The organism is Chitinivibrionales bacterium (genome assembly GCA_014728215.1).
Taxonomy (GTDB): domain Bacteria; phylum Fibrobacterota; class Chitinivibrionia; order Chitinivibrionales; family WJKA01; genus WJKA01.
In genome coordinates this window covers 1-13,861 of record WJLZ01000086.1, presented here as the reverse complement: position 1 = coordinate 13,861, position 13,861 = coordinate 1, and the positions used below count along the sequence as shown (strand labels likewise).

9 protein-coding genes are annotated in these 13,861 nt (G+C 47.5%); 4 read left to right on the top strand and 5 right to left on the bottom strand.

The annotated features are described in order from the left end of the window. Window positions 1-20: 20 nt before the first annotated feature. Together GF401_06395 and GF401_06390 are read right to left on the bottom strand one after the other, a co-directional pair. On the bottom strand, window positions 21-815 hold the full coding sequence (locus GF401_06395; GenBank protein MBD3344674.1) for a hypothetical protein: 795 nt from the start codon (window positions 813-815) through the stop codon (window positions 21-23). An 83-nt stretch (window positions 816-898) separates the two neighbouring features. Next, a complete protein-coding gene (locus tag GF401_06390) occupies window positions 899-2,938 on the bottom strand; it encodes a hypothetical protein (protein ID MBD3344673.1) in 2,040 nt (679 codons plus the stop codon). A gap of 267 nt (window positions 2,939-3,205) precedes the next feature. Between GF401_06390 and GF401_06385 the strand changes: the two genes are divergently transcribed. From GF401_06385 to GF401_06375, 3 genes are read left to right on the top strand one after another with little or no spacing between them, the layout of a single operon-like run. Continuing rightward, on the top strand, window positions 3,206-4,678 hold the full coding sequence (locus tag GF401_06385; GenBank protein MBD3344672.1) for a hypothetical protein: 1,473 nt from the start codon (window positions 3,206-3,208) through the stop codon (window positions 4,676-4,678). A gap of 7 nt (window positions 4,679-4,685) precedes the next feature. After that, the gene (locus tag GF401_06380) at window positions 4,686-5,714 is read left to right on the top strand and encodes an efflux RND transporter periplasmic adaptor subunit (GenBank protein ID MBD3344671.1); all 1,029 of its coding nucleotides are present in this window, start codon (window positions 4,686-4,688) and stop codon (window positions 5,712-5,714) included. Continuing rightward, window positions 5,711-8,803, top strand: a complete 3,093-nt coding sequence (locus GF401_06375) for an MMPL family transporter (GenBank protein MBD3344670.1) — start codon at window positions 5,711-5,713, stop codon at window positions 8,801-8,803. Before GF401_06380 ends, GF401_06375 begins: the two co-directional genes overlap by 4 nt. Before the next feature lie 53 nt (window positions 8,804-8,856). Here the strand turns inward: GF401_06375 and mtgA are convergent, their stop codons facing one another. Continuing rightward, window positions 8,857-9,726, bottom strand: a complete 870-nt coding sequence (gene mtgA, locus GF401_06370; protein MBD3344669.1) for a monofunctional biosynthetic peptidoglycan transglycosylase — start codon at window positions 9,724-9,726, stop codon at window positions 8,857-8,859. 94 nt (window positions 9,727-9,820) lie between these two features. Between mtgA and GF401_06365 the strand changes: the two genes are divergently transcribed. Beyond that, a complete protein-coding gene (locus GF401_06365; GenBank protein MBD3344668.1) occupies window positions 9,821-12,358 on the top strand; it encodes a hypothetical protein in 2,538 nt (845 codons plus the stop codon). Between the two features lie 27 nt (window positions 12,359-12,385). On the opposite strand, the gene pheA is transcribed toward GF401_06365, so the two are convergent. Next, a complete protein-coding gene (gene pheA, locus GF401_06360; GenBank protein MBD3344667.1) occupies window positions 12,386-13,240 on the bottom strand; it encodes a prephenate dehydratase in 855 nt (284 codons plus the stop codon). Continuing rightward, window positions 13,240-13,812 (bottom strand): hypothetical protein, encoded by a 573-nt coding sequence (locus tag GF401_06355; GenBank protein ID MBD3344666.1) that lies wholly within the window; start codon window positions 13,810-13,812, stop codon window positions 13,240-13,242. Before GF401_06355 ends, pheA begins: the two co-directional genes overlap by 1 nt. Between the last annotated feature and the right edge of the window lie 49 nt (window positions 13,813-13,861).

The following is a 13,861-nucleotide window of genomic DNA, read 5'->3' as shown; positions in this document are numbered from 1 at the left end:
GATTTTCTTTCCCTTACTCCTCATCCATCAAATTTCCTCGAAATAAGCACTCCACCCAAGAGCACCAGATGGGCGAATACTTTGAGCCAGAAGAGGAAGAGTACCGTACTTGCCAAAATACCGTAAATCACCGCCCGTCGCCCGGACTGGATGATAACAAATTGGCCGGCGACACCGATCAGTTTCCAGATTACGGCTATGGAGAGGGAAACACAGAATGTATACAGCAGATCGATCCGGCCGCTTCCTGCAATAAGATACATGGTGAAAATAACGAAGCCGAGAAGGAATACCGAAAAAGCCTTGATCATAAGAGTGTAGGCAACCGGCGGGATGGGATATCGTTTGAGTTTTGCCGTGATCAGCATTTCACCCACCGATGCGGTCAGGAGAAAGAGTATGCCGATCAGGGTAAAGAGTATTGCATAGAGCTGATTGCGCCAGATAATTCTTTGCTTGCTGATTCCCATAATGGCTGAGATGCCGCTTTCCATGGATTCATAAATGCCTTTGGCCACAAAGAGCAGGATCGCGATACCCAGGGCGCCCACCGAGGCCCATCCTCTGGCAGCCGAATCGATCGTATTGATGATAAAATCCCCGGTTTGGGCCGGGAGCAGTTCGGCAATCTGCATGTGCACGGTGTTGTGAAGGTCCGGAAGAGCCTGATACAGCAGACTCGCAAGAGAAAAAGAAAGGAAAAGAAAGGGCATACATCCCATCAGAAGACTGTAGGCAATTCCCTTTGCCAGCAATGGGCCGTGACGCATTATGTAAACTTTAAGGATTCTCGTTGAACCGTTTTTCTTTTTCATTTACTCAAAAATAAACCACGGACCAGTTGCAGTGCTTAATGTGGGGGGAAGAGGGGATAGTGGAATGGGGTGATGGTGGATCATCACTCCATTACTCCATCTTCTATCACTACCGCGGCATGGATATGGATACGGGGAACCTCTATGCTGAGTGTTTTTCCTTTATGGCTCCAATTAAGCGGTTGTTTTTCAAATACGATTTTGACATTTTGTGGGCGTTTGGGGGAGCGGACCTTGATTGTTATCGGCCCGACCGGGGGGATTTCATCAACCGCCCCATCATTGGGTCGGTTGGCAATTCCCGAACTTCGATTGATACAATGGATGATGCGCAGGTTTTTCTTTTTCCTGAGAACGATATCAATGCACGATGGGGCTTTGACGGTATAATCGAGTGTTCCGGCTACTGCGGCTGTCAGTATGCCGATAAATTTACGTATGCGAATGTAGTGGTTGTGGTCGAAGTCTTTGAACAGATTAGAGGGGATATAAGCAACCGCTCCTTTGCCGTATTTTCGAATCGACGCTGCGGGGTAGGGAAGCAACATTTCATCGACAAGCGGTGTTTTACCGATACGTCCGAATGGACGGGCCTGTTTTTGCGGTTTTATCATGCGCCATTCGGAGCTATAGACCGGAGCGCTTTTATCATGGGTGCTGATATAAAAATTCCGTGATGCTATTTTCCGTGTAGATTTTACGCCAAGAAAGGAAGAGCCGAACCGGTTGTATGCCCGCGCACCGGAAATGATCAACTTGCCACCGGCATCAGCATACTCTTTGAGACGGTGTACCATTTTAGATGAGAGATCATCCTGTTCAGGTACCACAACAACAGGAAACTTGTCGATATGCTGCATGAGCGCCCACTCATCGAGGATATCGACGCCATAATGGTTTTCCAGGAGTGACAATGTTGCCCCCCTGATCGAGGTGACATCGACACCCCACATGAGATTGGCGCCCGGATGCTCACGGGCATGGGTCTCCGAATGGAGGACTGCAATCTGGGGGATTGTCGTGGTATTCTGGGAGTATTTTTTTCGTTTTTTGATAAAGGACACCACCGGCCCGATATGATACTGGTGCCAGGATATCAATCGGCCGTCCCGCACCCCATGGCCGTTGTCGTAAAGTTGAACCGATCCACCGAAAGCGCATACCACCGCGGCTTCCTGCTGAATCATCTGTGCCGGTTTGGCAGTCCAGGAGACTGTTTTATCGAGCATCCGGTGCATTTTATAAAATGTCCAGATCATTATGTCCCAGTGCTTTCCTCTCGTTGAGATAAACCGTGATTCACACCGGCAGTCATCAAGGCCGAATACCCAGGTATTGTCACCGCTTATCCAGTCGGTGGGTACCTTTGGCGGGCCGGGATGACGGAGGGTCTGGAGCCAGTTGGAGCAGACAATAGCTCCCGGCTTATGCTTATGGACAGCATCGCAATACCGGGTAACAAATTCTTCAAAGCTTTCCCGTACAAAATTGATCCAGACCGGCCAGTTTGGTGACGAATTGTCTTTTGGTGCCCGGGAAAGGCCGGTTTTTTCTTTAAAGGCCTTTAAGCATCGTTTGCAATAACAGGGGACCACTGCCCACAGATCGCCGTCGATCCAGAACCCGTCAACCTGATACCGGTCAATCAATTCGATAAGCTGGGGGATCATTAACTTTTCCAGATAGGGGCTTCGGGGGCAGATTGCCTGGCCGGGAGGACCTCCTATATTCTGGCCCATAGAGTCTTGCGGGACCGTGGTACAGGGGTTAACGACACGCCATGACGGATGCTTTCCGGCTGCGGCTGCATCCCAGATTCCCGAATAGTGGCAGTGAAGCGGCAATGATAGAGCGCGGGTCGCTTTACGCCATCCCTTGAGAGGGTCCTTTTTCATTTTGTCGCATATGGATGCTCCCGGTGTTTTGCTGGACCAGCTGGTATAACCCGGATGGCCTTTACAGTCGGTCTGGACAAAATCAACCCCCAGCCGCTTTATCTGAGGAAGAAGTGTTTTGAGGTCGGCACGCCGCCCCATGTCCGGCTCATTGTGATGACCGTGAAGATCATAATGCAAGCCAACATAATATTTATTTCCATGCCACTTGCCCGGATATTTTTTCACCTTCGTCGCCTTCCTGATAATATCAAGAAATAATGGTATCGAATTATAACTGAGGCGGTGCTGAGGATATAAAGCATAGCATGATCACGGTTATCGACTCTAGCTTAATATAATACACTTAAACCCGTTAAATCGGTATAATCTATTGCATTTATTATCATTTTTTGTCTAATACTTTTAAATAAAACGGCCTCAAACCTGGGGGCAGTCTTTATTTTTACAGAGCCACAATACATTTTAAGCTAAACATAGTTATATAGAATTCATATGCTCTCTGCACCCCGTCATATCGCCACTTTCTTTCATTTTAGAATTATTATAATTTTATTGCTGCTTGTTTCGGGTGTTTTAGCTGCCGAAAAAATCCTTCTTTCCCCGCAAAAAGTCTTGGAACTGGTCACAACGCAGAGTGCCGTAATACGGGCATCGAAGCTCGAGGTTGAAGGGGAAGAGTATGCCCGTAAAAGTGCACTGGCAGCATTGTTTCCTTCATTATCGGTCACCGGATCATATACCCGTCTTGATGAACCCCCCACATTATCGGGCTTTGGTTCCGGAGAACAGACAGCGTCCCCGGATTCGGCCGACACACTGATTCTTCCTCCCGAATATGAGAATTGGCGCAGTTTGATCGAATTTTTCGACAGCCTGTCTTCCGTGCAGGCAGAAGAACAGATGAATGCACTTTTTGGGACAGGCCCCTTGCAGATAGCTCCTCAGACAGTCAAATCTGCAGGTCTTAAACTCACTCAGCCCCTTTTCATGGGAGGGAAACTCTGGAGCAGCTATCGTATCGCCGAGTATACCCACGAATCACGGCGGCTGCAGCATGAAAGAACACTTCAGGAAACCGGTTTCGGCACCCTGAAACTTTTCTGGTACTATGTGCTTGGCCGTGAGGCCTACCAGGCTGTCAACGACGAGCGGGTGTGGCTTGAAGAACTGGTTAACAATCAGACCATGCTTCTGGAAAATGGAATGATCACCGAACTCGATCTTTTACAGACAAAACTGGCCCTTTCCAGAAAGAAAATCGATGAAATCAGTTCACAGAATGAGATAAGAGAAATCGGTGAACAGCTTCTGATACTCCTCGGCTTATCACCGGAACTGACAATCGAGATCGATACAAATGCGTTATGGAAAGAGCATGACCGGTTCGTTTATCCAACCGCGGATACGCTTGAAGAAAGGATTCTCAGACGGTATGATATCCGGGCCATGGAATATCAGGTGAGAATAATGGAGCGAATGAAAGACATTCAGCGAGCATCATATCTGCCTTCAATTGTCGGCTTTTACGGAGTCGATTATACTAATCAGTATGGGATGGATGAGAGTGATTTTGACGATCAATGGACTGTTGGGGTATCACTTAACTGGAATATTTTCGACTGGGGCTCATCGTGGCGTTCGATGCAGAAATTGACTCTTCATAAAAAAGCTGCGGAGATGCGGCTCGATTTACAACGGCAACAAGTCGTTTCGGCAATCAAAGCGCTGGTGCGAACGATAGATGAAACCCGCAAAAAAGTGGAGATTGCACAAGAGGCGGTGTCGGTTGCCCGGAGAGCCCTGGAGATCGCCCGGGCACGGTATGATCAGCAAATGGCGACAAACAGAGATATTCTGGATGCCCGGAAAGACCTTACCAACACCCGTATGGCATATAGTGCCGCCAGAATTGAACTGACGCTTGCTCTCGAAGAATATAAAATTGGTCCTCTGCTTGAGAAATGAGATAAATATGAAATACGTTGTGGGTATAATTGGTGTTCTTCTGATATTGACAGCCGGTTGCAGCCGGAAAAAAGATTTGTCCCAAAAGGAAACAGACCCGATCAGGATGAGTGTCGCGGTGGCCCGGGTGGAGAACCGGACTCTCTATAAAAAACGCTCCTTTTCAGGGGTACTCGAGGCCTACAAAAAAGCGGATCTGGCGCCATTGCAGCCGGGAAGAGTCAAGCGGATTCCCTTTCAAATAGGTGACTATGTAAGAAGAGGACAAACCCTTGTTGTTATGAACGATGCCGGTCTTGTGGCTGCAGTGGCCCGGTTTCAACCCCTGAAAAAACAGTACGAACGGTCACAGAATCTCTTTGCAAACAAGGCTATATCAAAGGCCGAGTATGAAAAGATTGAAGCGGAATATCTTGCCGTAAAAAGGACGGTGGATAATCTCGAAGAAAACACCACTATCAAGGCCCCTTTCTCGGGCCTTGTTACATCGGTTGCTGTTGAAGAAGGCGAGTTGTATTCACCGGGAGTAAGCGGCCTGCCGGGTGCCCCTTCCGGACTGGTCCAGATCACTCAGCTCCATCCGCTTAAACTCGACCTTGATCTCGATGAAACCACCGTTTCCAAAGTTGAGAAAGGTATGAACGTTGAGCTTTCCACCGATGTTTTGCTCGACACCACAATAACCGGCACGATACTATGGGTGAATCCACTGGCGAATTCATCGAGCCACACCTTTCAGGTACGCCTGACCGTTCCAAATAAAAAGCAGCTTCTTAAAGCCGGCTATTTCATGGAGGCCCATATTGTGATCGATAAGAAAGACTATGTTCTTGCCGTGCCGAAAAATGCGGTTATTGACAACAAACTATTTGTCGTTTCCGATTCGGTTGCTCTTTCCCGGGAGGTGCAAATCGGTTGGATCGGTGATACCTATGTCGAAATAGTTTCGGGGGTTTCGGAAAATGATCAGGTTGTCGTATCGGGTAACCGGGCTCTTCCGGACAGTGCTATTGTCAAGGTTGTCGGCAGCAAATGAAAAAAGTAAATCCTCTCGCGGAATTTTCGGTTGAGAAGCGGGTGACAATCACGATGTTTATCCTTATCGTGGTTGTTTTCGGATTACTCGCCTTATCGAAACTCGGTCTCGACATGCTTCCCGACATTACGTTTCCTATGGTAAGTGTCGTTTCTCAATATCCCGGCGCGGCTCCCGAAGAAATCGAACAGTTGATTACGGCGCCTCTGGAAGGGGTGGTTTCGGGAGTTAACAGTGTTAAAAAAATTACCTCCCAGTCTTCGGAGGGGATTTCGACGATTCTGGTCGAGTTTGAATGGGGGACCAATCTCGATTATGCCGCCCAGGATATCAAAGACAATATCGATTTTTTAAGGGATTTCCTTCCCGATGAAATGACCGAACCGGTGATTTTCAAATTCAATCCCTCTGCGTTTCCGATTATGATTTTTGGAGTGTCGGGCCCCTATAATGCCTATAAAATCACCCGGTTTATTGAAGATAATGTCCAGGACCGTCTTCAGCGTATCGATGGTGTTGCTGCGGCAGCGGCTGTTGGAGAAAAATACCGGGAAATACAGGTCGCCTGCAACCCGACCAGGCTCAAACATCGTGGCATCGGAATTACCGCGGTTATTCAGGCGCTGCGTCTGCAGAATATGAACACTCCGGCAGGCTATTTTATCGATAACAACACCGATTATCTTTTCAGGGCTATCGGCCAGTTTGAGTCTATCGAAGATATCGAGAATACGATCATCGGGATGTCGCCGGACCGGACACCGATTCGTCTCAGGGATGTCGCCAGGGTGAGGGATACATTCAGGGAACAGCGGAACAGAATCCGCATGAACGGCAGAGAAAGCGCATTCCTTGTCGTTAATAAACGGAGCGGAGCAAATACGCTCCGTGTATCCAAAAGAGTAGGGGAAAGACTCGATAAGGTCCGGGAACTCTTCCCGAATATGGAGTTTGTTGAAATAATCGATCAGGGAAGACCGGTCAGGAAAGTTACCGGTGCAACGGCATGGAACGCCCTTACAGGAGGCATTCTGGCAATAACGTTTATGTTCATGTTTCTCATGAATATCAGGCCAACCCTTACTATTGCCGTAGCCATGCCCCTGTCGATAATTACCACCTTTATTGCCTTGTATATTGCAGGTTATACACTCAATTTGATGACCCTCGGAGGGCTTGCCCTCGGGGTAGGCATGCTTATCGACAACTCCATTGTGGTGATTGAAAATATCTACCGTCATCTCGAACAGAAATCCCTGTCCCGTAAAGATGCGGCAAAGCATGGTGCGTCTGAAGTTGCCATGGCGATAATTGCATCCACGATGACAACAATTGTGGTATTCCTTCCTATCATTTTTTCCGAAGGACTGGCCAGTCAGCTGTTTCGGGGTGTTGCGCTGACAATCATATTTTCACTTCTTTCGAGTCTTTTTGTGGCATTGACCATTGTGCCCATGCTGGCATCGGTCATTTTCAAAGAGCGGCGTTTCCGGGAAACGGCCCAATGGTTTGTCCCCCTCCGGAATCTCTATGCAACCGTACTGAAGTGGGTATTGAAACACCATGGGGTAACGGTACTGCTCGTGACGGTTGTTTTATTGCTTTTCGGTGCTGTCGGTGGACGGTATCTTGGAAGAGAATTTATGCCTGTTGCCGATGGTAATCAGTTTGTTCTTCAAATCGATCTTCCTATCGGCACTCCTTTAAACGAGACCGCACGGCTCTGCGGACAGATAGAGGAAATGCTTCGTGAATACGATGAGGTGGAGACGGTTTTTGAAATCATCGGGCGGAGTGAAATGGAGCGGGGGGGAGATCAGGCGGTCATTACCGGCCCCCATTCGGCACAGATATTTATTCGTCTCTGCGATGCAAAGGAACGGAAACATTCGGAACAGGATCTGCAGGATATTTTCAGAAGCCGTCTGCCAAGGCTGAAAAACACTTCCTACACATTCATGTCGCTTGGTATGATCTCCCAGAGCGAAAAACCGGTCAATATTCACGTGCTGGGCAAGGATCTGGATGTTATTGAAGAGATCAGCGGGAATCTGGTTGCATCGATTTCGCAGATCAGAGGACTCAGGGATATCGAAACCTCTTTCTCCCGGGGAAGGCCTGAGTTTCATTTTGTGATCAATCGGCAGAAAGCATTGACCTTCGGACTGGTCCCCACCGAAATCCAACAAACACTCGAAGCGGCAAATCTGGGAAAAATCGCTACACAACTGCGGACCGGTGATGATGAAATCGATGTGCGGGTACTGGTGGGGAAACGATACCGGGACAATCTCGACGAAATCCGGAATATCCCCCTACAAACACGCATGGGCACAACTGTTCCTTTAAGTCATGTGGTCGATATCAGAGAGACTGCAGGTCCTACAATTATCAGGCACGACAATAAAATGAGGGTGGGGGTTGTGGATGCAAATCTGGCCGATCGCGATCTCGGCTCGGCAATAGCGGATATTAAGACGGCGACGGCATCCATACAAGAGGCATTACCCCAAGGGTATGCTATTGAATTCAAAGGTGAATTTGAAGATATGACAGAGACATTCGGTCAACTTCTTCTGGGGCTTTTAGTGGCGATACTGCTGGTGTATATGGTGATGGCTTCCCAGTTCGAAAGTCTGATTCATCCACTGGTAATAATGAGTACCATGCCGCTCAGTATTATCGGGGTTGTAATAATCCTTCTCATTACCGGAAAAAGTTTGTCGGTAGTAGCCGCCATTGGAATTGTCATTCTTGCCGGAATCGTTGTTAACAACGGTATTGTTCTGGTCGATTATGTAAACAAGCTTCGAAGGGAAGGCATGGAAATCAAAGATGCGCTGATTGAGGCTGGGCGGACCCGGTTGCGGCCGGTGCTGATCACCGCAGGAACCACAATCTTCGGTATGCTTCCCATGGCCCTCTCTCGCTCCGAGGGTTCCGAATTGCGTTCACCAATGGCACTTACTGTCATCGGCGGCCTGTTCAGCGCAACGTTCTTCACCCTCTTCATTGTTCCGGTCGCCTACCTCTATTTCGATGTTTTCGGTTTATGGCTCAAGAAAATGATGAAAAAGATAATAGGATAAACAGGGGCAGGGGGCCGCTGAAGCCGGATGCCGATTGGGTGAAGAGGGTAAGGTTAGGGTTGTAAACTCTCCCCCGTGTCAGGCGCCGTAATCGTATCCTGCCAATTCACTTCCGGTTCGGGTGGTTTGATACCGGTAAGGGTGGTATACCCGGAATCATCGATCAGTTTTCGCTGATAGAGATTTTCAGCAATCACTCTGAGGCGTTTCCACATGAATTTTGATTTTGTGTAGTGAGGGGTCATGGTGGCCGGTTTTGCCAGTACTGCCGCCATACGGGCAGCTTCCCAGAGGGTCAGATTAATACAGGATTTTTTGAAATATTTCTGCGCTGCAGCTTCGCATCCAAAAATATTTTTTCCCCACTGGGCGTAATTTAAATATAACTCTAATATCCGGTCTTTTGTCAGATATCTTTCCAGCAGTATGGTATAGATCAGTTCTTTGATTTTTCGAGCAAATGTTCTTTCACCGCTTAAAAAGAGGTTTTTTGCCAGCTGCTGGGTAATAGTACTTCCGCCGTATTTAAGCTTGTTGCGGGAAACATTTTTTTCAAAAGCCTTCGCAATCGCGCGGATGTCAAAGCCTGGATGTAGATAAAAACCGTCGTCTTCCGATGCTATCACCGCATTTTTAAGGTAGGGAGATATCGAGTCGAAGGGAATGAATGTGTGGTGTATTGAATCACCCCTAGCCGCTTTTTTCAGGTCCGCTTCCCGTTTTTTCATATACACACTTGCTGGGGGAGCGGTATGGGCAAGAGATTTGACTTCATTGACAGGACGGGTTACGAATTTATAGGCATAAAAAATAGCTGCCGTTCCTGCAAGAGAAAACAGGACTGCATAAAGAAGAAAAATCGATTTTATGATTTTAAATAGTATCCCGATTACTTTTTTCACACTGAAATTTTCTATATTTATATGAGAAGATAGTTGTTAAGCACTTAAAATAACTTATTTTAAAAACGTATGAGTAACTGTTTGCCTCTTATTTTTACGAAGGACCTGTCGAGACGTGAAAAGAATCCCTGTTAAAAATCGCTTAAGCAAGTTTGTTTTCAGTTTTACTGCGGCGCTGACTCTCTCACTGGTTGTTGTCTGCACCGAAGATTCGGAGGACCCCAAACCCTGCCCGACCTGTCCGGGGGTATCCGAAGACGCCATTTCGGTTACAAAGCCCGATTCCTCTACTGTCTGGCAGCACTGGAATTTTAATAATATGGTAGAATGGGAAGGGGCCTATGGTGACAGTGTCCAGATCAAGCTGTATCAGAACGGAATACTTGTTGATGTTTATCCCCACTGGGTTCCTAATGCCGGAACATATACTTCCAACCTTATTCTCGATTCGGCCTGGGGTGAAGGCGAAAATTTTAAGATACAGGTAATTGATAAGAAAGGCAATGAGGGGTGGAGCGATCCTTTTGTTATTGCCAAAGATCCACTGGCTACTGTTCTTGTCCTCTATCCCGACACGGCCACGCTCTGGTATCATGGAAGCCTCGAAACAGACGATACTCTCCGGTGGTCGGTTGGTGCCGCCGAAGGTGATACGGTCGATATTCTGCTGTATCATAAAACAGGCTTTGTCGATACCATTGCAGGTAAAATTCCCAATACCGGACAGTATATATTGCGTAATTATATTAAATATTCATGGGGGAGCGGCTCCGGGTTTCAAGTGAAAATTGTCGATAATCTCGGTTATTTCGGATGGAGCAAGGGTTTTGAAATCAAGGCTGAAGAGTGTGAAAATATCACGGTTACCTACCCCGATTCATCGGTTTCCTGGTATAGCGGCGATCATATCGATTTTACCGCCAGGTGGGATATGTGCTGTGGCGATTCGGTCGTATTTCTTCTTTACGCCAATCAGTTTTTTATTGATACGATACAGTCGTGGGTCGATACCGCTGATGAATTCACTACCGAGCAGATCGTGCATAAATGGTGGGGCGAAGGCGATGGATTTCATATCAAGATAGTCGATAATAACAATAATTTCGGTTACAGTCCCACTTTTTCCATTGTTTACGATTCCGCACAGTCGATTTATGTGGAGATGCCGGATAATCAAACCGAATGGCACCGCGGACAGATGCGGACGATAGTGAAGTGGTCGATGGACACCAGTATCGATACCTCAGCCGATGCCTATACTGTCAAAGCCGATGTTTACTACAAAAATGAGCGTGTCACCGAACTCTTTTCATGGGTTACTGCCGAAAGTATGTATATCCACACCGACAGTATTCCCGTGGACTGGGATACCGGCGACGGATATCAATTACGGCTTGAAAACAAGCTGGGTGATTTTGGATGGAGCGGTTCTTTTAAAGTCGACAGCGGTGGTACTATTGAAGTCGAATTTCCGGAAGACTCCTCGATCTGGCTTCACGGCGAAACCGGAATGCTGATCGAGTGGGAAGCAACCGGTGAAGACAGTGTCAGGGGTGATCTCTATAGAAATGGATCACTGGTCAATGAGCTGTTCCCCTGGATCTATGGCAACGAATATTTTTTAGTTACGATTCCGATACCTGCCCAGTGGGGCGAAGGCGATACGTATCGAGTTCGTGTGGAAGCTCTGAGTGGTGATTACGGGTGGAGTGAGCCATTTACACTGGAATCAGATACTGCCGCCACCATTACTATTACCCACCCAGATTCAATGACAATATGGTACAGCGGTCAGGAGAGTACCTATGTACAGTTCGGCGGATATGAGGGAGACAGTGCCCGGTTCGAACTGTTCAAGGATGGTCAATATTATGATGAATTCGCCGGCTGGCAGGTCCTGGACAGTGGCGAAACAGTTTTTGTGTTGAGTTCGGCTATTCCCACTTTCTGGCCTGCCGATAACCGGTATAAAATCCGAATGATCGATAACAACCGGAATCATGGATGGAGTCCGGGTTATTTTGAAATCAAAGAAGATTCCCTGGATAGAATCGTTGTGATGTCGCCCGATACCGAAACTGTCATGTATCACGGTCAGGACAGTCTCACTGTCCGGTGGCAGGATGCACCTGGAGACAGCGTTCGTCTGAAGCTTTTCAAGGCCGACAGCAGCCTTGTCGCCGTGATCGGGGACTGGATGCCCGATACCGGGGTGTATATCGATACCAATGATATTCCCTCGCTCTGGGGAACCGGCGATGGATTCTACATAAAAGTTGTCGATAATTCCAGCAGCCTTCATTATTACGGCACAAGCGGCCGATTTTCCATCGAAGAAGACTCCACGCGGCAAATTGTGGTGCACTATCCCGATTCCATGTCTGTATGGGCCCACGAGGATACACTGAGGAAAGTTGAATGGGATTATCTGGACACCACTCTTGCCGGCGACAGCGTCTTAATCGAGGTCTATAAAGGGAATACCTTTATAGACACGGTCATCGAATGGAGCCCATACGATTCTACGCAGACGCTCTCCCGTCAGGCTGCGATTCCGGTATCCTGGGGCACGGGAAATGATTTCCGCCTGAAAATATACGACAACAATGGGCTCTACGGCTGGAGCGAGTATTTCGTTATCAGAAAAGATTGACCTAACACCTATTCGAAATACTGCTGTTTATATCCGTTTTCGATATTCAGGGTGTTTCAGTTCTCCTGTTGGATAGGAGCCCAGAATGCGGAGAAATGAGGTTATCTCCTGCAGGTGATTTATTGCATTCCTCTGAGCCTCACTGTCGGATTTCCCTTCAAAATCCAGATAAAAGAGATATTCGAAATTTTTCCCTTGCAAAGGACGGGATTCGATTTTCAAAAGGTTGATGTCACGAAGGGCAAAAACACTGAGAGATTTGAACAGCGCGCCGGGAATGTCTTTTGTGGTGAAAACAATCGATGTTTTCGTGTTGTCTTTTGCGGGTATTTTTTTTCGATAATTTTTTGAAAGTATCAAAAAACGGGTTGTATTAAATTTATAGTCTTCAATCCGCTTTGAGAGTATCTGCATGTTGTAATCGATTGCGGCCTGCATTGAGGCGATTGCCGCGGCATCGTTGAGCTTTTCTTCTTTGATCTTGCGGACTCCCCGCGCCGTGTTGGAAACAGGGAAAGGTTCCGTCTTTTTCATCGATGCCAGATACTTTTTGCATTGCGCAAGGGCCTGGGGATGAGAATAGACTGTTTTTATATCTTTTTTAGATACCCCTTTGTTGGCAATAAGACAGTGTGAAACCCTGAGATAGACTTCACCCCATATGTGAAGATCATTTTCGAGGAGAAGATCGTAATTCTGATGAATACTTCCGGCCATCGAATTTTCAATAGGAACAATGCCGTATTTGATTTCTTCACTGGCCACCGCTGTAAAGACATTATGAAATTCCTGAACAGGAACCGGTTTCTGTTTTCCTCCAAAGAATTCAACTGCAGCGAGTTCGCTGAAAGAACCCCGTTCTCCGGCAAATGCTATGGCCATTAAAACAACCTCCTGATTCCCGCAAAGTGCTTTTTGTAATAGGTATTATCGAGATCACTGTAAACAACGCCTTTTTTCAGGCTGGCATGAGCAAATTGCCCATTACCCATATAGATTCCCACATGATTGATCGTATTGAATGTTCCCCCGCGGAAGAAAACAAGGTCGCCCGGCCGTGCATGGGCCTGAATAACGGGTTTGGCGCTCCTCCGAAGTCCGCGGGAGGTGCGAGGCAGTTTCGCGCTGTTCAGCTCCTTGAAAACAACATTGACAAATCCGGAGCAGTCCATTCCTTTGCGGCTCATTCCACCCCGGCGGTAGGGCGTTCCGAGATAGGAGTCGACAATACGTTTGAGCTTATCCTGCGGAATTTTATAATGCTTCCGGTAATCCAAGTTCCGGGGAACCTGTCGGTTCCGAGACTCTTTCTGCGGGATGGTCGAGCCACGGGTATATCGCACATTCGGACTCAAACATCCTGAAACGGCACCTGCTACCGTCGCAACAGCCAGCATATGAAAGAAAGGTCGAATAGAAATCCGAAAGCAAATACTGTTACGACTCCAATGCATAGGCCAGTTTCAATAAGGTGTCTTCACGCCACTTGGGGGCCATGAACTG